Origin of the sequence: Clostridium sp. YIM B02506, from assembly GCF_022324845.1 — a bacterium.
Lineage (GTDB): Bacteria > Bacillota > Clostridia > Clostridiales > Clostridiaceae > Clostridium_T > Clostridium_T intestinale.
The window spans coordinates 36,018-59,458 of the sequence record NZ_JAKGTG010000021.1; the positions used below are offsets into that span (position 1 = coordinate 36,018).

Annotated in this window: 22 protein-coding genes; 20 read left to right on the forward strand and 2 right to left on the reverse strand. The window is 29.9% G+C overall.

The window, feature by feature from the left end; genetic code table 11:
- The first annotated feature begins 217 nt into the window (after positions 1–217).
- The 9 genes from L1S49_RS15390 to rho all read left to right on the forward strand — a co-directional run bounded on the left by L1S49_RS15390 (position 218) and on the right by rho (position 11,476).
- Positions 218–1,783 (forward strand): SPOCS domain-containing protein, encoded by a 1,566-nt coding sequence (locus tag L1S49_RS15390; RefSeq protein ID WP_073022529.1) that lies wholly within the window; start codon positions 218–220, stop codon positions 1,781–1,783.
- 137 nt (positions 1,784–1,920) lie between these two features.
- Positions 1,921–2,748: a cyanophycinase gene (locus L1S49_RS15395; protein ID WP_073022528.1), complete on the forward strand. Its 828-nt coding sequence runs from the start codon at positions 1,921–1,923 to the stop codon at positions 2,746–2,748.
- Positions 2,735–5,347, forward strand: coding sequence for a cyanophycin synthetase (gene cphA, locus L1S49_RS15400; RefSeq protein ID WP_238906033.1), 2,613 nt, complete (start codon positions 2,735–2,737; stop codon positions 5,345–5,347). Before L1S49_RS15395 ends, cphA begins: the two co-directional genes overlap by 14 nt.
- Positions 5,348–5,515: 168 nt before the next feature.
- Positions 5,516–6,361 carry a 4-(cytidine 5'-diphospho)-2-C-methyl-D-erythritol kinase gene (ispE, locus tag L1S49_RS15405; RefSeq protein WP_238906044.1) on the forward strand — a complete coding sequence of 282 codons (846 nt, stop codon included), beginning with the start codon at positions 5,516–5,518 and terminating at the stop codon, positions 6,359–6,361.
- 58 nt (positions 6,362–6,419) lie between these two features.
- Positions 6,420–7,061, forward strand: coding sequence for a stage II sporulation protein R (spoIIR, locus tag L1S49_RS15410; protein ID WP_238906052.1), 642 nt, complete (start codon positions 6,420–6,422; stop codon positions 7,059–7,061).
- Positions 7,062–7,197: 136 nt separating this feature from the next.
- Entirely contained in the window at positions 7,198–7,620 is a 423-nt protein-coding gene (locus L1S49_RS15415; RefSeq protein WP_021800461.1) for a DUF1934 domain-containing protein, read from the forward strand.
- Positions 7,621–7,746: 126 nt separating this feature from the next.
- On the forward strand, positions 7,747–8,040 hold the full coding sequence (locus L1S49_RS15420) for a hypothetical protein (RefSeq protein WP_238906054.1): 294 nt from the start codon (positions 7,747–7,749) through the stop codon (positions 8,038–8,040).
- Positions 8,041–8,203: 163 nt separating this feature from the next.
- Positions 8,204–9,811 (forward strand): CTP synthase, encoded by a 1,608-nt coding sequence (locus L1S49_RS15425; protein WP_073022522.1) that lies wholly within the window; start codon positions 8,204–8,206, stop codon positions 9,809–9,811.
- A 225-nt stretch (positions 9,812–10,036) separates the two neighbouring features.
- Positions 10,037–11,476 (forward strand): transcription termination factor Rho, encoded by a 1,440-nt coding sequence (gene rho, locus L1S49_RS15430; RefSeq protein WP_073022521.1) that lies wholly within the window; start codon positions 10,037–10,039, stop codon positions 11,474–11,476.
- Here rho and L1S49_RS15435 read toward each other — a convergent pair.
- Both L1S49_RS15435 and rpmE read right to left on the reverse strand, forming a co-directional pair.
- A complete protein-coding gene (locus L1S49_RS15435; protein ID WP_238906056.1) occupies positions 11,473–12,594 on the reverse strand; it encodes a glycosyltransferase in 1,122 nt (373 codons plus the stop codon). The genes rho and L1S49_RS15435 overlap by 4 nt on opposite strands.
- Before the next feature lie 218 nt (positions 12,595–12,812).
- Positions 12,813–13,019, reverse strand: a complete 207-nt coding sequence (gene rpmE / locus L1S49_RS15440) for a 50S ribosomal protein L31 (RefSeq protein ID WP_021800466.1) — start codon at positions 13,017–13,019, stop codon at positions 12,813–12,815.
- Between the two features lie 183 nt (positions 13,020–13,202).
- Here rpmE and L1S49_RS15445 point away from each other — a divergent pair, with 183 nt between their 5' ends.
- The 11 genes from L1S49_RS15445 to L1S49_RS15495 all read left to right on the forward strand — a co-directional run bounded on the left by L1S49_RS15445 (position 13,203) and on the right by L1S49_RS15495 (position 23,420).
- Positions 13,203–13,802: a thymidine kinase gene (locus L1S49_RS15445; RefSeq protein WP_073022519.1), complete on the forward strand. Its 600-nt coding sequence runs from the start codon at positions 13,203–13,205 to the stop codon at positions 13,800–13,802.
- 12 nt (positions 13,803–13,814) lie between these two features.
- Positions 13,815–15,578 carry a peptide chain release factor N(5)-glutamine methyltransferase gene (gene prmC / locus L1S49_RS15450; RefSeq protein WP_238906058.1) on the forward strand — a complete coding sequence of 588 codons (1,764 nt, stop codon included), beginning with the start codon at positions 13,815–13,817 and terminating at the stop codon, positions 15,576–15,578.
- Between the two features lie 83 nt (positions 15,579–15,661).
- The gene (gene prfA, locus L1S49_RS15455) at positions 15,662–16,747 is read left to right on the forward strand and encodes a peptide chain release factor 1 (RefSeq protein WP_073022517.1); all 1,086 of its coding nucleotides are present in this window, start codon (positions 15,662–15,664) and stop codon (positions 16,745–16,747) included.
- 87 nt (positions 16,748–16,834) lie between these two features.
- Positions 16,835–17,422 carry a hypothetical protein gene (locus L1S49_RS15460; RefSeq protein WP_238906061.1) on the forward strand — a complete coding sequence of 196 codons (588 nt, stop codon included), beginning with the start codon at positions 16,835–16,837 and terminating at the stop codon, positions 17,420–17,422.
- 10 nt (positions 17,423–17,432) lie between these two features.
- A complete protein-coding gene (locus tag L1S49_RS15465) occupies positions 17,433–18,485 on the forward strand; it encodes an L-threonylcarbamoyladenylate synthase (RefSeq protein ID WP_238906067.1) in 1,053 nt (350 codons plus the stop codon).
- 11 nt (positions 18,486–18,496) lie between these two features.
- On the forward strand, positions 18,497–18,955 hold the full coding sequence (locus tag L1S49_RS15470) for a low molecular weight protein arginine phosphatase (RefSeq protein WP_238906069.1): 459 nt from the start codon (positions 18,497–18,499) through the stop codon (positions 18,953–18,955).
- A gap of 60 nt (positions 18,956–19,015) precedes the next feature.
- A complete protein-coding gene (rpiB, locus tag L1S49_RS15475; RefSeq protein ID WP_238906077.1) occupies positions 19,016–19,465 on the forward strand; it encodes a ribose 5-phosphate isomerase B in 450 nt (149 codons plus the stop codon).
- An 18-nt stretch (positions 19,466–19,483) separates the two neighbouring features.
- Positions 19,484–20,113: a uracil phosphoribosyltransferase gene (gene upp / locus L1S49_RS15480; protein ID WP_238906079.1), complete on the forward strand. Its 630-nt coding sequence runs from the start codon at positions 19,484–19,486 to the stop codon at positions 20,111–20,113.
- 100 nt (positions 20,114–20,213) lie between these two features.
- Positions 20,214–20,705: a deaminase gene (locus tag L1S49_RS15485; RefSeq protein ID WP_021800475.1), complete on the forward strand. Its 492-nt coding sequence runs from the start codon at positions 20,214–20,216 to the stop codon at positions 20,703–20,705.
- A 16-nt stretch (positions 20,706–20,721) separates the two neighbouring features.
- Positions 20,722–21,876 (forward strand): UDP-N-acetylglucosamine 2-epimerase (non-hydrolyzing), encoded by a 1,155-nt coding sequence (wecB, locus tag L1S49_RS15490; RefSeq protein WP_238906081.1) that lies wholly within the window; start codon positions 20,722–20,724, stop codon positions 21,874–21,876.
- A gap of 362 nt (positions 21,877–22,238) precedes the next feature.
- Positions 22,239–23,420 carry an acetyl-CoA C-acetyltransferase gene (locus L1S49_RS15495; protein WP_073022512.1) on the forward strand — a complete coding sequence of 394 codons (1,182 nt, stop codon included), beginning with the start codon at positions 22,239–22,241 and terminating at the stop codon, positions 23,418–23,420.
- The last annotated feature ends 21 nt before the right edge of the window (positions 23,421–23,441 follow it).

Sequence of the window (23,441 nt, forward strand, 5' to 3'; positions counted from 1 at the left end):
ATGGTCAATAACCTCTTTTATAATACGACATTTTAATTACCATGTCAATAACTTTTGAGAAAAAAACTTAATATTATATATGTTTCGACAAAATTAATAAAATATATGTTTAAATATGTCGTAATAATTATTTTAAATACGGTATAAAGTATTCATATATTATAGGAAAGAAAGTATAAATAGTATTAGGTATTTTGTATTTTATGGGAGGGATATGATGTCACAGATAGATGTTATAAGAGAAAGTGTAGAGTATGAGCAATTACTTAGAGAAGATACTAATGAATTACCATTAAGAGGAGAGTTTTTAATTCCAGATACGCATCCGGATGTCCAGGAGATTATTTCAGTGGATGCAAAGACTATAATAAATAGCAAAGAATCTATGGGAGATAGAATTTCAATTGACGGAACTATAGAATATCTAGTTTTATATTTAGCAAGAGAAGAAGATGGGGTAGTTGTAAATAGTGTTTCTTATAGTGATAGGTTTAATAGCTATATTGAAGCGCTAGATTCAGAACATAGAGTTTCCTGTGAAGCAAATTGTATAATTGAACATATTGAAGGTAAGATAATCAATGAAAGAAAAGTAGCTATAGAAGGAAATTTAATGATAAAGAGTCAATGTTACAAAAATTCTCACCTAGATTTTTTGAAAGATGTTACGGGATTAAAAGATGTACAAATATTAAAGAGTAAAGAAACTATTGATAAAATATCTGCAAAAAAGGAACTTGAAATATCGGGTAAAGGAACTTTGGTAGTAGGTATGGATAAACCTCAAATAGGAAAAATATTGAAGGCGTCTATAAATCTTCATAAAAAAGACGTTAAACTTTATGAAGATAGAGTTGGAACCTCGTGTTTTTGCAAAGTTGATATATTATATAGAGCTGCCGATGGAAGGGAATTAGTGACCTTAGAAGATGATATATATATAAATAGAGAAGAAGAGGTTATAGGAGTTACGTCTGATATGATTGCTTATGCTGATTTTAATATGGTAAGCAATGATGTACAAATAAGAGAAGATGATTTAGGTGAAACAAGAAATGTAGATTTTAATGTACTTACAAGAGTAGATTTAAAAGTAGTACAAAAAGAAGAAGTAGATTTTATTAAGGATGCATATTCACCTTCTACTAAAATAGAATTAAGTACAGATGAGGCAAAGATAGGTATAGTGCAAGGGCAAGAAATGGGAGAAGTTATAGTTAAAGATAATATAACACTGACTGAAGATATGCCAGAGCCTGTGAGTATAATATCTACAAAAGGAAATGTACTAATAACTAATAATGAGGTTACAGATGGGAAAATTTTAATTGAAGGAATTGTAAAAGCAGAAGTAATATATAAAACTGATAGCATGGATAAAGAGGTTATTAAAATAAAGGGAGAGATACCTTTTAAGACTTCTCTAGATATTGCTAATGCACTTAAAGAAATGAAAGGTATAGTTAGTGCTTTTATCGAGAATATTCAAGCTTCGATAGAAGGTGCAACAATAGCTATAAAAGCCACAGTTTCCACAGTAGGAAAAGTAATATATAATGCTTCTAAGAAGTGGGTTTCTGCGTTGGAAATGGTAGAAGATGAACTTCAAAAAAAGGTGGCTAGTATAATAATATATGTTATACAAGCTGGAGATACATTATGGTCATTAGCTAAAAAATATTCAACAACAGTTATGGATTTGGTAAAACTAAATGACTTGGATGAGAAAGAAACTTTAAAACCTGGATGTAAGTTGCTGATTCCTGGAAGAGCTGTAATATAAAATGTTATGAAAGAAGACTTGGCTGTTTAGCTAAGTCTTTTTATGTTATCTAATCACTTAAAGATTGAGACATAAAATAATGAATAATTATGTAAATTCATGGATACAATAGAAATGCATGATTTGAGGTGATTTTTTTGGATAACTATTGTGATGGAAAACTAATAATTATAGGAGGAGCTGAAGATAAAGAAGGAAGAAAAGAAATATTAAAAAATGTATCATTAGAACTTAAAAATAAATCTAAAGCTTTAACAATAGCAACCTTAGCAACAGAGTATCCTAAAGAGGCATGGGATAAATATAAAAAAGTTTTTTCTGAACTAGGAGTAAAAAATCTTAAAGTTTTAGATGTAAGTAATAGAAAAGATTCTTTTGATGAAAATAATTTAAATATAGTAAGGGATTCATCCATAATATTTTTCACAGGAGGAGACCAACTTAGAATAACAAGTTTAGTTGGAGGTACTCCTTTATTTGACGAGTTTAACAAGGCATTTCAAGAAGGATGCGTTTTGGTTGGTACATCAGCGGGTGCCTCTATAATGAGTAGCACAATGATTGTTAAAGGAGATGATGAAAAATCTCCAAGAAAATGCACTTTAAAAATGGCGCCTGGTTTTGGATTTATTAAAAAAGTTATAATAGATCAACATTTCGCGCAAAGAGGTAGAATAGGAAGATTGTTAGCAGGTATAGCTCAAAATCCGGAAACTTTGGGAATAGGAATAGATGAAGATACAGCCATAGTTGTTGATAAAAATGAGATTAAGGTTATTGGAAATGGTGCGGTTTATTTTCTTGATGGTGCAGATTTAACTTTTTCAAATGTATCAGAAAAATATCAGGAAGAGATTTTAAGTATGTATAATGTTAAGATGCATATTTTAACTGCAGGAAACAGATTTGATTTGCAAAAGAGAGTACCTTTTGAGGAGGAAATTACTAGAAATGAAAATAGTTAGTCAAAGAGTATATGAAGGGAAAAATATATACTCTCATAAAAAATGCATTAGAATGGATTTAGATTTAGAAGGTTACTGTGAAATTCCTAGCAAAGATATACCTAATTTCAATTTTAATTTATTAAAAATATTACCAGAACTTTATAAACATAGATGTGGAATAGACGAAGATAGCGGATTTGTAAAACGTCTTAATGAAGGAACTTATTTAGCACATATATGTGAGCATTGTATAATTGCTATTCAAAATATGCTTAATATAGATGTTGCTTATGGCAAGGCTAGAGAAGTTAAAGAAGATCACTACTATATAATATTTCAGTATCAATACAAGAATGTAGCTTTAGAATGTGCTAAACTAGCAATTGACTTAATTAATTCTTTAATACATCAGGTGCCGATAAAATTCTCACAAAGATTTGACCTAATAAAGAATATGATTAAAGATGAAGCGGAAGGACCAAGTACAAAAGCAATATGTGACTATGCTAGAAAAATCGGATTACCAGTTGTGAAGCTGGGAGAAAGTGGACTGTATCAAATAGGATATGGCTCTGCTGCTAGAATAATAGAAGCTACTATAGGGAGCAATACATCTTGTGTTGCTACAGATATAGCGTGTGATAAATTACTGACTAAAACTTTGCTTAAGTATCAATATATTCCTGTAGCTAATGGATATAAAGTTAATAATATAATACAATTGATAAATTATAGTAAAGAATTAAGATATCCATTAGTTCTAAAACCACAATATGGAAGTAAGGGTAAGGGTGTAGTTTTAAATATTAACGATGATAATGAGCTTATAAATGCATTTAAAAGACTAAAGGAACAAACTGAAGATATACTTTTAGAGAAATATATATGTGGAAAAGATTACAGAGTATTAATTGTTGATGGCAAAGTGATTGCAGCTTCTCTTAGGGTTCCGCCTTTTATAGAAGGGGATGGGCAAAGGAGTGTAAGGGAACTTATATACAATGCTAATAAAGATCCAAATAGAGGGGAAGATCATGAAAAACCATTAACAAAGATAAAGATTGATGAACAACTGTTATCTTTATTAATTAAAGAAAATTTGACTTTAAATAGTATAATTGAAAAAAATAAGAGATTATATCTTAGAGAGAATGCAAATCTTTCTACGGGAGGATATGCAATAGATTGTACAGATATTATTTGTGAAGAAAATAAAGACATAGCCATTAGGGCGGCTAAAGCAGTTGGGTTAGATATATGTGGAGTAGATATATGTACAGAAGATATAAGTAAGCCGTTAGGTGATACTGGCATAGTAATGGAGGTAAACGCAGCTCCAGGTATAAGAATGCATTGCTATCCTACTGAAGGTAAAGTAGTTGATGTAGCTAAACCTATAGTTAATCTTTTGTATAATGATAACCCTAAAAATATTCCAGTTATTTCAGTTACAGGTACTAACGGTAAAACTACTACTACTAGATTAATTGCTTATATTTTCAATCTTATAGGATATAAGGTTGGAATGACATCAACGGATGGAATCTTTGTTGGAGATAAGTGTATAGATACGGGCGATGATACCGGTGCAGAAAGTGCAAAAACAATTTTCTTAAATAAAGATGTTGAAGTAGCAGTATTAGAGACAGCTAGAGGTGGAATAATAAGAAAAGGACTAGCTTATGATTTTGCTGATGTTGGGATAATAACTAATATAACCGAAGATCATTTGGGTTTGGATGGTATTAATTCTATGGAGGAATTAATGTTTGTAAAATCCTTAGTAGTAGAAGAAATTAGAGAGGGTGGCTATGCTGTTATAAATGCAGATGACTACTGGAGTTTGCAGGCCTTGTCTAGAATAAAGAGCAAGAAGGTATTTTTCTCCTTTGATAAGGATAATAGATATATTATTGAAAATATATCTAATGGAGGGATTGCTATCTATTTAGATGAAAACAATCTTATGGTTACAAATAATAATAAAACCTATAAGATATGCGCAATTGATAAAATAGGAATATCATTAGATGGGAAGTTAAAATATAATATAGGTAATGCCATGGCAGCTGTAGGTGCATTGGTAGCGATGAATGTAGACTATTGTATTATAGCTAAAGGATTAGAGAGTTTTAAAAGTGACGAAAAAACAAACAGAGGAAGATTTAATCAATTTGAGATTAATGGAGTAAATGTAATTTTAGATTACGGCCATAACTACCAAGGTTATAAATCTGTAATATCATCTTTAGTAGATATGAAAGTTAGAAATTTAATTGGAGTAATTGGAGTTCCGGGAGATAGAGAGGATAGTTCCTCTATTAAAATAGCAGAGCTATGTGGAGAATATTTTGATAAAGTGTTTATAAAAGAAGATAAAGACAAACGTGGAAGAAAAGAAAGAGAAGTAGCTGAGATATTAGAGCGAGGAGTGTTAAAAACTATTAAGGAAAAAAGCAATGTAAAAGTTGTCTTAGATGAATTAGAAGCACTAAGAGAAGCTTTGAATATTGCTCAAAAAGGTGATTTAATAGTAGTATTCTATGAAAAATTTGATAGATTATTTAATTATTTAAAATCCTCTCAAGGAGTATTAAAGGAAGTTGCAGTACAATAATATAAAATTAATTTTGAAACTCAACAAAAGTTGGGTTTCTTATTTTTAATATAGAATGTATAATGATTTATGCGTAATGACATTTATATTATTATTTAATATCTTTACAAGATAAATATATTAAATAATAATATAAATAGTGATTTGAAGTTGAAAGGAATAGATTTTATGAAAATTAAGGCCTATGGCAAAATCAATATTGCGTTAGAGGTAGTAGGTAAAAGGGAAGATGGATATCATCTTTTAAGAATGATAATGCAAAATATTGATTTATATGATTTGATAGAACTAAATGAAAAAAGAAGCAACGATATTACAATAGAGTGTAATAAGCCTTACGTTCCAAAAGATGATAGAAACCTTGCGTATAAAGCTGCTAGATTATTTATCGATACATATAAAATTAATAGAGGAATACATATTGATATAGTTAAAAACATACCGGTTGCTGCTGGTTTAGCAGGCGGAAGTACAAACGCTGCTGCAGTACTTAAAGCTCTAAATGAAATGTTCGATGTAGGGGCTAGCGAACAGGATTTAATGGATCTTGGAGTGAAACTTGGGGCTGATATACCATATTGTATTAAAGGTGGCACATGTTTGTGTGAGGGAATTGGAGAAAAAATATCTGAACTTAAATCCTTTAAGGATAAAATACTAGTTTTAGTTAAACCACCTTTTGGAGTTTCAACAAAAGACGTATATGGAGCTATAGATATAAATAAGATATTTAAAAAAGTTTTAGTAAATGAACTAATTGAAGCAATTGAGAAAGATGACTTGCTATTTGTAGCGAAAAACATGAAAAACCATCTTGAGAATGTTACGTTGAGAAGGCATCCACTTATTATAAAAATAAAAGAAGATATGATAAAAATGGGATCAATAGGATCTATGATGAGTGGAAGTGGTCCTACAGTTTTCGGTTTTTTTGATGATATGCTTAAAGCTCAAAGTTGTTATGAAAGAATGAAAAAGCAATTTAATGATGTATTTATAACAAGAACTATATAAATATGTGTATAAAATAAATTTCTTCTGTCAACAATTCAAGATACAGGAGGTTGATAGAATGAAAAAAATATTTTGTTTTTTATTAGGGATAATAGCAATAGTTAATTTATATTTTTTTGTTGGTGCGAAACAGGTAAAGTCTGATGAAGAAATTGTTAAGGATATAAGTGAAAAATTAATTAGGTTCCATGTTATAGCTAACAGTGATGAAGAGACTGATCAACAGCTGAAAATTAAGGTTAAGGATAATATAATAAATTATATTTTTCCAAAATTAAAAGATTCTAAATCAATAGATGAATCAAGAGACATTTTGCGTAATAACAACAAGCAAATACTTAAAATAGCTGAGAAAACCATAAAGGAAAATGGATACAACTATACTGTCAATTCAACTTTGGATAGAGAAAATTTTCCGGAAAAAAATTATGGAAATATAACATTGCCTCAAGGTGAATATGAAGCTTATAGAGTAATAATAGGAAGTGGACAAGGTAAGAATTGGTGGTGTGTAATGTTTCCTCCGCTATGTTTCGTAGATGTTACTAAGGGACAAGTCTCAGATAAAGAAACTGAGGAAACAATGAAAAGAGTTTTAGATGATGACGAATATACTGAAATATCTAATAAAAATGACAAAAATAAGATAAAAATAAAATTTAAAATAGTTGAAATTATAAAAGATTTGATAGATAAATAAATATATTGATTAAAGTTTACAAAATACTTAAAATAAAGATATAAAATTAATTAGCAAAAAGCTAGGAGTTTAATGTAAATTAAGCCAGCAAGACGCTAGAGATTTGAGTTTTATACTTTATAAGGAGGCTGGTTTTGTGAAAAAGAAAGCAATAATATCAATAATATCAAATCAAAACTATGAAGATGATGATGTAATAGAGGTTGTAACTCCAGGTGAATTTTATATAAATAATGATGGCTATGAAGCTATATATGAAGAAACAGAGATATCTGGAATGGAAGGAACCACTACTAAGTTAAAAATTTTTGGAAATGAAATTTCTTTAGAACGAGAAGGAACTACTACTACTAAGATGGATTTCAAAAAAAATAATAACTATATTACCTTATATAACACGCCTTATGGAATGTTAGAACTGAAAATAAATACTAAAAATTTAAAAATTGATATGAGTGATGATGGGGGCGAAGTTCAGATTGATTATAATTTAAGTATATCTGGTCAACCACCACAGGAGACTCAATTAAAAATAAAAATAAATTCAACAGCTAATTAATTATATATTATTAAAAACTCGGTATAGCCGAGTTTTTTATTTTTTCTCGAATAATAAATATTGATTATAATTATAGCAATAATAGGTAAGAATGATAATATAAGAACAAAGTATAGAGGTGGAAGAATGTATAATATCGAAGATAGATTATCGAACATAATTGAATATTTTTGTAAGGTAAATGGATTAAATAAGGATAATCTCATGGCCTTTATTAAAAAGAGAGAAAATAGATATTTACTTCTTCTCATATTAAAAAAGTATGGGAATATAAACGATGAGAGAGTTAAAGAGTTATTAGGTATAAAAGATAGAAGTATTAATAATAATTTAAAGAGAGCAGAAGAGAAGATACTTATAAGTAAGAACTTTAGGGAAAAATATTTTCAAATTGATGGGATTATTAATAAAATAATTTAAAAAATAAAAAAAACACTGGATTAGGACATCAGTTTATGTTAATATATATTTTATGTTGTTAATAAACATAGTAAACCCATTTTATTGAAGGGTAATTTTTATTTTATCACTAAGAGTAATTACTGTCAATATATATTTATTAAAATAGGAGGAATTATTTTTTATGGCTACTAAATATGTATTCGTAACTGGTGGTGTAGTTTCATCATTAGGTAAAGGAATAACAGCAGCTTCGTTAGGAAGATTGTTAAAAAATAGAGGATTAAAGGTTGTAATTCAAAAATTTGATCCATATTTAAACGTGGATCCAGGAACAATGAGTCCATATCAACATGGAGAAGTTTTTGTAACTGATGATGGTGCAGAAACAGACTTAGATTTAGGTCATTATGAAAGATTTATAGATGAAAACCTATCACAAAGCTCTAATGTTACTACAGGTAGAGTATACTGGTCAGTTATATCTAAGGAAAGAAAAGGGGAGTATCTTGGAGGTACTGTTCAAGTTATACCACATATAACTAATGAGATAAAAAATAGAATACATAGAGTTTCAAAAGAAAGAGATGTTGATGTTGTAATAACAGAAATTGGTGGAACAGTTGGAGATATTGAATCTCAACCATTTTTGGAAGCAATAAGACAAATCAAATATGATGTAGGTAGAGAAAATGTATGTTTCATACATGTAACTTTAGTTCCATATTTAGGTAAGGCTGGAGAACTTAAAACAAAGCCTACTCAACATTCTGTTAAAGAGTTAAGAAGTATAGGTATTCAGCCTGATATAATAGTATGTAGATCAGAAAAAGAGATATCTGAAGATTTAAAGAAGAAGATAGGTCTTTTCTGTAACATAGATGGAAGAAGTGTTATACAAAATTTAGATGCTGAAAACTTATATGAAGTTCCTCTAATGATGTATGAAGAAGGATTAGACACTTTAGTATGTGAGAAACTAAATATTGTACCTAACGAAATAGATAACAGTGAATGGGTATCTATGGTTAATAATATTAAAAATCTATCTAAAAAAGTGAAGATAGCGCTTGTGGGAAAATACGTAGAGTTACATGATGCATATATATCTGTAGTAGAAGCATTAAGTCATGGTGGGTACGCAAATGATGCAGATGTGGAGATTAAGTGGATAAATGCTGTGGATTTAAATGATGAAAACATTGAAAGCCAATTAAAAGATGTAGATGGAGTATTAGTACCAGGTGGTTTTGGTGATAGAGGAATAGAAGGAAAGATAAAAGCTATACAATGGGCTAGAGAAAATAAGAAACCATTTTTAGGTATATGTCTAGGTATGCAATGTGCAGTTATAGAATTTGCTAGAAATGTTTTAGGATATAAAGATGCTAATTCATCTGAGATAGATCCAGAAACTCAATATCCTGTTATTGATTTAATGCCAGACCAAAAAGATATAGAAGATTTAGGTGGGACTATGAGATTAGGTTTATATCCATGTAAGTTAGAAATGGATTCATTCTCTAAAGAAGCTTATAACTCAGATTTAATATATGAAAGACACAGACATAGATATGAATTCAACAATGAATATAAGAAGGCTATAATTGATGCTGGAATGACTTTAGCAGGAACTAGCCCAGATGGAAGATTAGTAGAGGTTGTTGAGGTTAAGGATCATCCATGGTTTGTAGCTGTACAGTTCCATCCAGAATTGAAATCAAGACCTAATAGACCACATCCTTTGTTTAAGGATTTTATAAAAGCATCTGTAAATGAGGGAAAAAAGTAAAATAACAAGAAAATGCTTGAAAATGTACAGAAATTAACTCATAATATAAATGATATATTAAACGAGTAAAGTTTAACTTTACTCGTTTTCTTATTGGATTAAAAATACAAAAAAGTGGTATAATAATAAGATAAAAGTCTTAGTTAATAAATTCACGCCTTTATTATTAGAGATACTTCTCTAAAAAAATCCCCTTTTAAGATAGAAAAATGCGGAGGTGCAATGTTGTCAAAAGAAAAATATGAAAGTATGACTCTTATTGAGCTAAAGGAAATAGCTAAAGAGTTAGGTATAAAAAATTTGTCTAAAAAAAAGAAAAATGAAATAATAGAAGATATTCTATTAAATTCTCCAAATTTAATAGAAAAGGATGGAGTTATTTTAAGAGAAAAAATTACTCCTAAGGTAAGTGAACCAGAAGTCGTAAAAGAAGAAGTGAAAACTAATAGTACATTTAGGGATAATCAGGTGAGAGAACCTCAGTTTACAGAAAGAAGAGAAAGGCCAAGAGATAATATTGGAGAAGCTGCTAGCGATAAAGGCGTTCTAGAAATATTAGAAAATAATAACTTTGGTTTTTTAAGATGTAGAAATTATTTAACTGGTGATAACGACATATATATATCTCCATCTCAAATAAGAAGATTTAATCTTAGGACAGGGGATCAGGTAGAAGGTAAAGTGAGAGAACCTAAGGAAGGCGAAAAATTCAGAGCTTTAATATATGTAGAGAAGGTAAACGGAGATAATCCTGATAAGGCTGTTGGTAGAAAGTCTTTTGAAACATTAACACCTATATATCCTAAGGAAAGACTTAGGTTGGAGACTGGTAATCCAAATGATTTAAGTTCAAGACTTATGGATATTATTTCACCAGTTGGAAAGGGACAAAGAGGAATAATTGTAGCTCCTCCTAAGGCTGGTAAAACAACACTGCTTAAAAAAGTAGCTCAGAATATATCAGGCAATTATCCTGATGTTAAACTAATAGTATTACTAATTGATGAAAGACCAGAAGAAGTAACAGATATGCAAAGAAGTATTAATGGAGAGGTTATATACTCAACTTTTGATGAAGAACCTCAAAATCATGCTAAGGTTGCACAAATGGTTTTAGAAAGAGCCAAAAGAATGGTGGAACAAGGTCAGGATGTAGTTATATTATTAGATAGCATAACTAGGCTTGCGAGAGCCTATAACTTAACTATAAACCCTACAGGAAGAACTTTATCAGGTGGACTAGACCCGGGGGCATTAATAATGCCTAAGAAATTTTTTGGGGCGGCAAGAAATATAGAAGAGGGAGGAAGTCTTACTATATTAGCAACCGCTTTAATTGAAACGGGAAGTAGAATGGATGATATGATATTTGAAGAATTTAAGGGAACTGGTAATATGGAAGTTCACTTAGATAGAAGGCTTCAAGAAAGAAGAATATTCCCAGCTATAGATATATATAAATCTGGAACTAGAAAAGAAGATTTACTTTTAACTCCAGAAGAAAAAGAAGTTGCGTTCACAATTAGAAGAGTTATGTATAGAGATGGTAATATAGAAAGTATAGCTGAGAAGCTTATAAATATATTATCTAAAACAAAAAATAACAAAGAGTTTATGGCTGTATTCCAAAAAAGCGATTTAGATAACAAAAACACTAGAAATTAATTTCTAGTGTTTTTGTTATCTATTAGCTTTTCACTAAGAGAACAGATATTTTCTATTGATTGTGGTTTTTTTATTTTCGCTATATTATCCTTCATGTTGTTTAATATATCGGGATTTTCTATAAGTAAATTAATATCTGAGTTTATGTCTCGTATGTTTTTTACATATAATGCACAACCTGCTTTAGTTAAAAAAGATGTATTCTGAACTTCTTGTCCAGGTATTGCAAAAGGTATCATAATAGGCAATTGTTTTGCCAAAGATTCAGTAACAGTAAGACCTCCAGGTTTTGAGATTACTAAGTCACAATAATCCATAATTGAAGATACATCTTTAGTAAAGCCTAAAATATGAAGTTTTTTATTAGGTATGCTTTTTGAAGAATACTCACTTAAAAGTTTTGATTTTAGATGAGTATTGTTTCCGCATATCACTGTAATTCTAAGTTTGTTTTTATTTTTGATAAGTTCCTTGAGAACATGGGAAATACTGTCTAGCCCCATGCTTCCCCCCATCAACAAGATATTAAAATATTCTGAGTCCTTTGTTTCTAAAATACTAATATCTTTATCATAAAATATAGGATTTATAGGTATTCCATAAGGATATATTATATCTTTATCAATACCTCTTGCATATAAATACTCTTTTGTATATTCATTGGCAGTTATATAACTGTCAGTATATTTATCTATATAAGAATAATGAACCATAAAATCGGTAATTATCGATATAAAAGGTATATTAATTAAATTTTTTCTCTTTAAGTGAGTTACGATATTTACAGATAAAGGATGAGTACCTATTATTAAATCTGGTTTTGTATCAAGAATATAATTATATAGCTTTTTTTCAGTATTCCAAAATACATATTTTAATAATGTATTAGTGTACTTTTTATCTGTAACTTTATAAAGAAAGCCATAAAGGTCGGGAATTGTAGATGCTAAAAATTCATAACCTTTTGTAATGGTGCTATTTAAAAAAGTTGAATTACTTCTTAAAAAATCATAAGTTTCAACATCAAATCCTCTTGAGTTAAAGACTTCTTTTAAAGAATTAGCTGCTTGATTGTGACCTTGACCTGTGGATGTTGTTAAAATTAGTATTTTTCTCATTCAATTCACTCACTTTTCTAGATGGTAACGTTTCTATAAATAGTTTAACATTTTTTAAATTAAAGTAAATAATAAAAGTTAGAAATAGTTTTTATAAATTTAAGGTGGGAAAGAACCTGTCTTCCCCACCTTAAATTAAACATAATTCAAGGTGGAGAAAAAACTCCACCTGAATCATATCTGAACCTATCTAGAAATTAAAATCTAGATAAATTAAATTACTTGTTAAGATTGAATCTCTTATTAAATTTATCAACTCTTCCGCCAACGTCAACAATTTTTTGTTTTCCAGTGAAGAATGGATGACATTTAGAGCATATTTCTACTTTTAATTCTGGTTTAACAGAACCTGTTGTAAAAGTATTTCCACATGCACACTTAACAACTGCTTCATGAGTGTATTCTGGATGTATGCCTTCTCTCATTATATTCACCTCTTTCAAATTAAGTAAATTATAACACGTAACCTAATGTAACTATTAGAATATATCATGATAGATAGGAGTTGTCAATAAAACTTAAAGTAATAACCATAAAATATGTTTTTATAGAAGTTAAAGGTGTGATATAATCGAAAAAGAACGAAAGAAATGAGAGGAAGTATAGGGATGAGCAAGCTTTATTTTAGATATGGTGCTATGAATTCAGGGAAATCTACTCACTTAATGCAGGTGGCACATAATTATGAAGAAAGAGGTATGAGAGTTCTGATATTAAAACCCTCAAAAGATAAAAAAGCAGGTGAAAAACTTCTATCAAGATTAGGTGTTGAAAGAAAAGTAGATTTAATGATAGCTGATGAAGATAATATATGCACTTTATTAGAAGAAGAGAAAAAAACAAATGGAGAAATTCATTGTATTTTAGTAGATGAAGTTCAGTTTTTAAAAAAAGAACATATAGATGGTCTTTTTGAAGTAGCTGTGACCATGAATATACCTGTAATATGTTATGGCTTAAGAACAGATTTTTTGATGAATGGCTTTGAAGGAAGTGAAAGATTACTATTAATTGCTCACTCAATAGAAGAGATGAAAACTATATGTAAATGTGGTAAAAAAGCTATATTAAATGGAAGAAAAATAAATGATAGATATGTTTTCGAAGGAGAGCAAATAGCAATAGACAATATAGATAATGTTGAATATGAGTCATTATGTGGAGAATGTTACTTAAAATATAAAAAGGAAGAAAAAAATAATTATTAAAGGAATGATTGTATGAAAAAGGAAGATGTAGGAGGCCAAGCAGTAATAGAAGGAGTAATGATGAGAGGTACTAAGGGGACAGCTACAGCAGTACGAACTCCAAGTGGGAAAATTGAAGTAGAGTTTTCAAAAGAAGTTCCTATAACAAAGAAGTATTCAATATTAAACATACCTTTTATAAGAGGTTTTTTTGTTTTTATAGATTCATTGTTATTAGGAGTAAAGTCATTAAATTACTCGGCTAGCTTTTTTGACGAAGATGATGAACCTTCCAAGTTTGATGAATGGTTTAATAAAAGGTTTGGTGATAAAAGCAATGATATATTGATATACATAAGTTTAGCTATTTCTTTTGCTATGGCGATGGGTCTTTTTGTATTAATACCAACCTTTATAGCCTCTCTATTTAGAGGGATAACAACATCCTCAATTGTTTTAAACATAATAGAGGCAGTTATTAGAATAGTTATACTTATCTCTTATATGGTAGGGGTAGGAAGACTTGAGGATATAAAAAGGTTATATCAATATCATGGAGCAGAGCATAAGACGATATCATGTTATGCTAGCAACGATGAGCTTACAGTTGAAAATGTAAAAAAACATACAAGGCTTCATCCTAGATGTGGAACAAATTTCATTTTTTTAATAATGTTTATAAGTATAATAGTATTTTCATTTACTAGTTTTAGTTCAGTAGGAGAAAGATTAATTTTAAGAATAGTATTATTGCCTCTGATTACTGGAATAACTTATGAGTTAATAAAGTGGTTAGGTAGAAACGAAGGAGTGATTTCTAGAATAGTAGCAACTCCAGGATTAAAACTACAACTATTAACAACAAAGGAACCAGATGATGATCAAATAGAGGTTGCTATAAGAGCATTAAAAGAAGCAGAAGGAATAAAGCCAACAGAAATAAGTATTGGAGAATTACTTGGTAAGTCTACAGAAATACTTAAGACAGCAGATATAGATAGCTATATTATTGATGCACAGCTTTTATTAGCAAAAGTTATTGGTAAAGATAGATTATATATAATTACACATAAAGAAGAACTAGTTTCAAAAGAGCAAGAAAGTTTAATGAATACTTATATAGAGGAAAGAAGAAAGAAAAAACCTTTAAAATATATTACTAATTCAGCTGAGTTTATGGGAATGGAGTTTTATATTAAAGAAGGAGTTCTTGTTCCTAGAGGAGATACTGAAATACTAGTACATGAACTACTAGATATTATTAAAGAAGATAAAGAATATAAGATATGTGATTTATGTACAGGTAGTGGAGCAATAGGTATATCATTAGCAAATTTAAGAAATAATGTAAGTGTAGATTGTATAGATATTGAGAAAGTACCAGAAGAAGTTACTAATATAAATATAGGAAAATTTTCTTTGGAGAGTAAAGCTAGATTTATACATTCAGATTTGTTAGATAAGCCTATAAATAATAACGAGGAATATGATATTATAGTTTCAAATCCACCATATATTAAAAAGGAAGTAATCGATACATTGATGGACGATGTTAAAAATTATGAACCTATGGTAGCTTTAGATGGCGGTGATGATGGTTTAGACTTTTATAGAAAGATAGTAGAAGACAGCGTTAAGGTTTTAAAGAAAGACGGTATATTAGCTTTTGAAATTGGTCATGATCAAGGAGAAGAGGTTAAAAAAATAATGGAATCTAACGGATATACTGATGTATATGTTAAAAAAGATATGGCTAATTTAGATAGAATAGTAATTGGAATAAGAAAAGTTGATTAGAAATAATCAATTATGATATAATAATTAGATGTGAAAAATTATACTATAGATTAGTTTAAAAATAATTGTACGGAGTGATAATAATGTTACTAGACAGATTAAATTTTATAGAGAATAAATATGATGAGTTATCAGTAAAAATAAGTGATCCATCTATTATGGCAAACCAAAATGAGTGGAGAAAACTTTGTAAGGAACATGCTGATTTAGAGATAATAGTTAATAAATATAGAGAATATAAAGCTGCAACTGAAGACCTAGAAGTAAACAAAGAAATGCTTGGTTCTGAAAATGACAAAGAGATGAAAGAAATGATTCAAGAAGAAATAAGAGAATTAACGGAAAGAGAAGAAATTCTAGCTAATGAAATTCAAATTTTATTACTTCCTAAAGACCCAAATGATGATAAAAACGTATTTGTGGAAATAAGAGGAGGAGCAGGTGGAGAGGAAGCGGCTCTATTTGGATATAATCTTTTTAGAATGTACACAAGGTATGCAGAAACTCAAAGATGGAAAGTCGAACTTATGAGTGTAAATGAAACAGATATTGGTGGTTTCAAAGAAGTTGTATTTATGATTAAAGGAGATGGAGCTTACTCTAAACTTAAGTATGAAAGTGGAGTACACAGAGTACAAAGAGTTCCAGACACAGAATCATCAGGAAGAATACACACTTCAACAGCTACTGTAGCAGTTCTTCCAGAAGTTGATGATGTTGAAGTTGAAATAAGTGAAAAAGACTTAAGAATAGATGTTTATAGATCTTCAGGTAATGGGGGTCAATCGGTAAATACTACAGACTCTGCTGTAAGAATAACACATATTCCATCAGGACTTGTAGTTGCTTGCCAAGATGAAAAATCACAACTTAAAAATAAAGAAAAAGCTATGAAGATATTAAGATCTAGATTATTTGAAATAGCAGAGGCAGAAAGAACAGCTGGAATAGCAGAAGATAGAAAGAGTCAAGTTGGAACAGGGGACAGATCTGAAAGAATTAGAACATACAACTATCCACAAGGTAGAATTACAGATCACAGAATCGGATTAACATTATATAAGTTAGATGCTTTTATGGATGGAGATTTAACTGAAATGATAAACTCTCTAATAACAGCAGATCAAGCAGAAAAAATGAAGTTAATGGGAAATAACGATAGCTATTAATTCATATAAGTCAACTAAATTCTTAACATAAAAAACTCAGCTATGCTGAGTTTTTTTATCAACTGTTAATCTTAAAGGAGGTAGTTTATGAATATATCAAAGGCCATTAAAAAACAAAAAAAGTCCTCTAAAAGATTCAAAATTCTAATGATATTTATTTTTATATTACTGCCTATTATAGTTTTGTTAACAGATATGACTCAAGCATTTTTTATAGCATATTTAGTTTTTATAGAAGCCCTTATATTACTGGCATTAATACATAAAGTTAACTGGGAGAAAATTGAGTTTAGCTGCCATAACAATAAATTGAAATATAAGTGTGGATTATTTTCAAAAGAACTTCTGATATTGTGCGATAAAGTACAATTAGTTCACACAGAAAAATCAAAAGATGATATGGAAATAATAATAATATCAACAGTAAGATTTAAAAATAGAAGTTATAAACCTATAACTCAAGGATTCCTAAAAAAGTATCCGATGGTAAATGAAGAATACATAAAAATAAAAAAATTAGATCCAGAGAATATGTTTTATTTTCTAATTATTAGAAAAGGTTCTTTAGTAAAGTATAATTTATTAGATATTATTTTTAAAAATTGTGTTAAAGCTACATATACACTTGATGCTATAGAGAACATAAAAATAGCTAGAGGTCAAAAAGAGATTTAAGGAGAATAATATGGATACTAAAATTTCTATAATTAAAGATATACACAAAAATATTAAATACATAGAAGAGGCAGCAAGTGTAATTAAAGAGGGAGGAGTTGTTGCATTTCCTACAGAAACAGTTTATGGATTGGGAGCAGACGCGTTAAATCCACTAGCTGTAAAAAAGATATTTGAAGCAAAAGGAAGACCTCAAGATAATCCTCTTATAATTCATGTAGCTAACAAAAATCTTGAAAGCCTAGTTCAGGAAATTCCAAGTATTGCAAATAAAATTATGGATAGGTTTTGGCCAGGACCATTAACTTTAATATTTAAGAAAAAGGATATAATACCTGATGTGACTTCTGCCAATTTAGATACAGTAGGAGTGAGGATGCCTAGTAACGAGATTGCTTTAAAGTTAATAGAAAGTTCAGGTACACCAATAGCAGCACCATCAGCTAATATTTCAGGTAGACCAAGCCCTACAGATGTAGAAAGATGTATTGAAGACTTAGAGGGAAAGATTGAATACATATTAGGCGGAAGTAGAAGCGATGTAGGTGTAGAATCTACAATATTAGATTTAAGTGTAGATCCTCCTTGTATTTTAAGACCAGGTGGAATTACTTTGGAAATGCTTAAAGAGATAGATGAAAGAATATATATAGATCCTGCAATAATGAAAAAAAGTAATGAAAATATAAAACCAAAAGCACCAGGAATGAAGTACAGACACTATGCTCCTAAAGCTAAAATCAAAATAATAAATGGAAATACAGAAAAAACTATTGAAAAAATTAAAGATTTGTTGCAAAATTATATAGACAATAAATTAAGGGTTGGAGTAATGACTTGTGATGAGCACATTAACTATTATTCTAATCAGGTTGAAATAATTTCTTTAGGGTCAAGAAAGAAATTGGATGAGATAGCAAAAAACCTTTTTGAAGCTTTAAGAAGTTTTGATGATAAAGGTGTAGATATAATCCTCGCAGAAGGATATGAAGAAAAAGATTTAGGAATTGCTATAATGAATAGGTTAAAAAAAGCTGCTGCTTACGATATTTTAGAAGTTTAATGGAGGTTTTGATGAAAAAGATTCTTTTTGTTTGTACAGGAAACACTTGCAGAAGTCCTATAGCTGAAGCTATATTTAATAATTTGAATAAAAGTAAAGATATAATAGCTCATTCTGCTGGAATTAGCGTATTTCCTGGTAGTAAAACATCTAATAACTCTAAGGAACTTATTTTTTCAAATTTAGGAGTTGATTTCTCAAATAGAAAAGCAGTGCAGTTAACTAATATAGAATTAGATGAGGCCAATATAATTCTAACTATGACTTCATCAATGAAAAGAGCATTAATAGATGCTCTAACTTATGGTTCTCAAAAAGTTTATACACTTTGTGAGTATGTAGGTGAAAATGGGGATGTAATAGACCCATATGGTGGAGACTTAGCTATTTATGAGAAGACATATTCTCAATTAGAAAAGTTAATAAATAAATTATTGCTAAAAATTAAAGAGGAAGAAGGTATTCTTTAGATACTTTTTCTTCTTTTTTTTGGATAGATAACCACAAATTTAATATGGAGGTGTATAACGATGAAGATAGCAATTGGCTGTGATCATGGTGGATACAATTTAAAAGGTGAAATAATCAATTATTTAGAAAGTAAATCAATTGAATATAAGGATTATGGAACCTTTACTAAGGAATCTTGCGACTATCCAGATTATGCTTTAAATGTAGCAGAAGCTGTAGTAAGCAAGGAATACGATTTTGGAATTTTAATATGTGGAACTGGTATAGGAATCAGTATAGCTGCAAATAAAGTTCCAGGAGTAAGGGCTGCATTATGTAGTGACACTTTTAGTGCACATGCAACAAGAGAACATAATAATGCTAATATTTTAGCATTAGGAGAAAGAGTTGTTGGTCCAGGACTTGCAATAGATATAGTTGATACCTTCTTAAATTCTAAATTTCAAGGAGATAGACATCAAAATAGAATAGACAAAATAACAAAAATAGAAGAAAAATATTATAGATAATATTAGGAGGATTTTTAAATGAGCAAATTAACACAATTAAACCACCCATTAATATTCCACAAGATGGCGCTTATAAGAGACAAAAATACAGGGGCTAAAGACTTTAGAGAGCTTGTAGAAGAAGTTTCAATGTTAATGGCTTATGAAGTTACTAGAGATCTTCAAACAGAATATGTTGAAATAGAAACACCTATATGTAAAACTAAACACAGAGTTTTATCAGGAAAGAAATTGGCAATAGTTCCTATATTAAGAGCAGGTCTTGGTATGGTTGATGGTATGCTGAAATTAATACCAGCTGCAAAAGTTGGACACATTGGATTATATAGAGATGAAGAAACTCTTAAACCAGTAGAATACTTCTGCAAATTGCCACAAGATATAGCTGAAAGAGATATAATGGTAGTAGATCCTATGCTTGCAACTGGTGGATCAGCAGCAGATGCTTTAACATTACTTAAAGAAAAAGGGGCTAAAAACCTTAGACTTGTATGTTTAATATCAGCTCCAGAAGGAATCAAATATGTACAAGAAACACATCCAGATGTAGATATATATGTTGGGGCAATAGATGAAAAATTAAACGAACATGGCTACATAGTTCCAGGTCTAGGTGATGCTGGAGACAGATTATTTGGCACAAAGTAAAAAATAGATTTAAGTAAATGAGGTTGGTTAATCCAACCTTTATTTACATTAAGGCAGATTTATTTTATAATTATATCAAAATATTCTTTGAGGTGGGATAATGGAGCGGAGAGATAAATACAATTATTATCTGGATATAGCAGAAACCGTTTTAGAAAGAGGAACGTGTTTAAGAAGAAACTATGGATCTATAATTGTAAAAAATGATGAGATTATATCTACGGGTTATACTGGAGCACCTAGAGGAAGAAAGAATTGTCTTGACATAGGAACATGTGTTAGAGAAAAACTAAATGTTCCAAGAGGAACTCATTACGAGCTTTGTAGAAGTGTACATAGCGAAGCTAATGCCATAATAAGTGCAGCTAGAAGAGATATGATAGGTGCAACTTTATATTTAGTAGGAAAAGACTCAAAAACAAAAGAATATGTAAAAGATGCCAATTCTTGTTCCATGTGCAAAAGATTAATAATTAATTCTGGAATTGAAAAGATAATAATAAGAAACTCTAAAGATGAATTTAAAATATTCTATGTAGATGAGTGGATAGAAAACGATGAGTCGTTAAATTATGAGGTTAAAGGATATTAATCCTAATGGAGGAAACATGAAAAAGATAAAAATATTTACTATATTTGGTACAAGACCAGAAGCAATAAAAATGGCACCATTAGTAAAAGAATTAGAAAAAAGAGAAGGCATAGTTTCAAAGGTATGTGTAACAGCACAACATAGAGAAATGCTAGACCAAGTTTTAAATTATTTTGATATTAAGACAGATTATGACTTAAACATAATGAAGAGTAAGCAAACTCTAACAGGAATAACCACCAAAGTGTTAGAAGGTTTAGAAGAAGTTTTTGAAGAAGAGAAGCCCGATATGATATTAGTTCATGGTGATACTACTACAACATTTGGTGGAGCACTTGCAGCTTTTTATAAACAGATAAAGGTTGGGCATGTAGAAGCTGGACTAAGAACCTTTGATAAATATTTTCCTTTTCCAGAAGAGATGAATAGAAAGCTTACAGGAGCTTTGGCAGATATACACTTTGCTCCAACGGTAGGATCTAAAAACAATCTTTTAAGAGAAGGCGTAAAAGAAGAAGATATATATGTTACAGGAAACACTGTTATAGATGCTATGGAGCATACAGTAAAAGAAGAATATGTATTTGAAACAGAAGAGCTTAATCACATAGACTTTAACAAAAAGAAAGTAATAATGATAACAGCTCATAGAAGAGAAAATTGGGGAGAGGGAATAGAAAATATATGCACTGCTTTAAAAACTATAGTAGAAGAAAATAAAGACGTAGAATTAGTTTACTTAGTGCATCTAAATCCAGTCGTAAAAGATGTAGTATATAAACATCTAAATGACAAAGAAAGAGTTCACTTACTTACCCCTCAGGATACAAAAGAAACTCATAATCTTATGAATAAGTGCTTTATGGTAATGACTGATTCAGGAGGATTACAAGAAGAAGCTCCTCACTTAGGAAAACCTGTATTAGTTTTAAGAGATGTGACAGAAAGACCAGAGGCTGTAGAAGCTGGAACCGTAAAGCTTGTTGGAACAGATGTAGAGACTATAATTAAAGAAGCTAACGATTTAATAAGAGATAAAGAAGCTTACGAAAAAATGAGCAAATCTGTTAATCCATATGGAGATGGTAAAGCATCTGAAAGAATAGTGGATGCTATAGAAAAATATTTTGGATTAAGCGATAAAGAAATAGAGGAATTTAAAAATAATTAAAGTAAAAACTCAGCTATAAGTCTGAGTTTTTTATTTTAATCAAGAGAATTAGTTGGATTTTTACATTATGTTTAATAACCATATAACCAGAAATCCAGATAACCAGATTTCTGGCTAAAATATTGATATAAAATTATCTAACTAACTATGATATAATGGTAGTAAATATTTAAAATAATATAAATAAGGAAATTAATATATACAAAATTGTATATATAGAAATAAATAATAAGCTTATAGAGATAAAAGTTTGTTATTTTTTTATCAAAAATCTTGATTAAAGATAAAATAGAAGTTATAATAAAAGAGAAGTTATAAATGAAAATAAAATCTTTAAATATATCCGTGGGAGGGTTATCAAAATGAGAGAAGTTGTTATTGTAAGTGCAGTTAGAACTGCATTAGGAACCTTTGGAGGAAGCTTAAAGGACGTATCAGCAGCAGATTTAGGTGCAATTGTAGTAAAAGAAGCAGTTAAAAGAGCAGGAATAAACCCTGAAAATGTTGATGAAGTTGTATTAGGAAATGTTATTCAAGCTGGATTAGGTCAAAATGTTGCAAGACAATCAGCTGTAAAGGCAGGATTACCATTAGAAGTACCAGCTATGACAATAAATAAAGTATGTGGATCAGGATTAAGAGCAGTTGCTCTAGCAGCTCAAATGATTAAAGCTGGAGATGCAGATGTAGTAGTTGCTGGTGGTATGGAAAATATGTCACAAGCTCCATATTTATTAAAATCATCAAGATGGGGTCAAAGAATGGGCGATGGAAAAATGGTTGACTCTATGATAAATGATGCTCTATGGGATGCATTCAATGACTACCACATGGGAGTTACAGCTGAAAATATAGGAGAACAATGGGGACTTACTAGAGACGAATTAGATGCTTTCTCAGCAGCTTCTCAACAAAAAGCAGAAGAAGCTATAAAATCAGGAAGATTTAAAGATGAAATAGTTCCAGTAGTTATTCCACAAAGAAAAGGAGAACCAAAAGTATTTGATACTGATGAGTTCCCAAGATTCGGAACAACTAAAGAATCATTAGGAAAACTTAGACCTGCATTTAAGAAAGATGGAATAGTGACAGCTGGTAATGCATCAGGAATTAATGATGGAGCAGCAGCAATAATTGTTATGAGTGCAGATAAGGCTAAGGAATTAGGAATAAAACCATTAGCAAAAATTCTTTCTTATGGTTCAAAAGGATTAGATCCTTCAATAATGGGATATGGACCATTCCATGCTACTAAAAAAGCATTAGAAGGAACAGGATTAACAGTTAGTGATTTAGATTTAATAGAATCAAATGAAGCTTTTGCAGCTCAAAGTTTAGCAGTTGCTAAAGATTTAGAATTTGATATGAGCAAAGTTAATGTTAATGGGGGAGCTATAGCATTAGGTCATCCAGTTGGAGCTTCAGGAGCAAGAATATTAGTTACATTACTTCACGAAATGGAAAAAAGAGATGCTAAAAAAGGTCTAGCTACTTTATGCATAGGTGGTGGACTTGGAACAGCTTTAATAGTTGAAAGAGTATAGTTAGTTATATAAGATACCTAT

What these genes read in the sequence shown, in the direction of transcription:
- L1S49_RS15390 (WP_073022529.1), top strand. Translation starts at nt 218, where the DNA reads ATGTCACAGATAGATGTTATAAGAGAAAGTGTAGAGTATGAGCAATTA.
- cphA (WP_238906033.1), top strand. Translation starts at nt 2,735, where the DNA reads ATGAAAATAGTTAGTCAAAGAGTATATGAAGGGAAAAATATATACTCT.
- ispE (WP_238906044.1), top strand. Translation starts at nt 5,516, where the DNA reads ATGAAAATTAAGGCCTATGGCAAAATCAATATTGCGTTAGAGGTAGTA.
- spoIIR (WP_238906052.1), top strand. Translation starts at nt 6,420, where the DNA reads ATGAAAAAAATATTTTGTTTTTTATTAGGGATAATAGCAATAGTTAAT.
- L1S49_RS15420 (WP_238906054.1), top strand. Translation starts at nt 7,747, where the DNA reads ATGTATAATATCGAAGATAGATTATCGAACATAATTGAATATTTTTGT.
- L1S49_RS15425 (WP_073022522.1), top strand. Translation starts at nt 8,204, where the DNA reads ATGGCTACTAAATATGTATTCGTAACTGGTGGTGTAGTTTCATCATTA.
- L1S49_RS15435 (WP_238906056.1), bottom strand. Translation starts at nt 12,594, where the DNA reads ATGAGAAAAATACTAATTTTAACAACATCCACAGGTCAAGGTCACAAT.
- rpmE (WP_021800466.1), bottom strand. Translation starts at nt 13,019, where the DNA reads ATGAGAGAAGGCATACATCCAGAATACACTCATGAAGCAGTTGTTAAG.
- L1S49_RS15445 (WP_073022519.1), top strand. Translation starts at nt 13,203, where the DNA reads ATGAGCAAGCTTTATTTTAGATATGGTGCTATGAATTCAGGGAAATCT.
- prmC (WP_238906058.1), top strand. Translation starts at nt 13,815, where the DNA reads ATGAAAAAGGAAGATGTAGGAGGCCAAGCAGTAATAGAAGGAGTAATG.
- prfA (WP_073022517.1), top strand. Translation starts at nt 15,662, where the DNA reads ATGTTACTAGACAGATTAAATTTTATAGAGAATAAATATGATGAGTTA.
- L1S49_RS15460 (WP_238906061.1), top strand. Translation starts at nt 16,835, where the DNA reads ATGAATATATCAAAGGCCATTAAAAAACAAAAAAAGTCCTCTAAAAGA.
- L1S49_RS15465 (WP_238906067.1), top strand. Translation starts at nt 17,433, where the DNA reads ATGGATACTAAAATTTCTATAATTAAAGATATACACAAAAATATTAAA.
- L1S49_RS15470 (WP_238906069.1), top strand. Translation starts at nt 18,497, where the DNA reads ATGAAAAAGATTCTTTTTGTTTGTACAGGAAACACTTGCAGAAGTCCT.
- rpiB (WP_238906077.1), top strand. Translation starts at nt 19,016, where the DNA reads ATGAAGATAGCAATTGGCTGTGATCATGGTGGATACAATTTAAAAGGT.
- upp (WP_238906079.1), top strand. Translation starts at nt 19,484, where the DNA reads ATGAGCAAATTAACACAATTAAACCACCCATTAATATTCCACAAGATG.
- L1S49_RS15485 (WP_021800475.1), top strand. Translation starts at nt 20,214, where the DNA reads ATGGAGCGGAGAGATAAATACAATTATTATCTGGATATAGCAGAAACC.
- wecB (WP_238906081.1), top strand. Translation starts at nt 20,722, where the DNA reads ATGAAAAAGATAAAAATATTTACTATATTTGGTACAAGACCAGAAGCA.
- L1S49_RS15495 (WP_073022512.1), top strand. Translation starts at nt 22,239, where the DNA reads ATGAGAGAAGTTGTTATTGTAAGTGCAGTTAGAACTGCATTAGGAACC.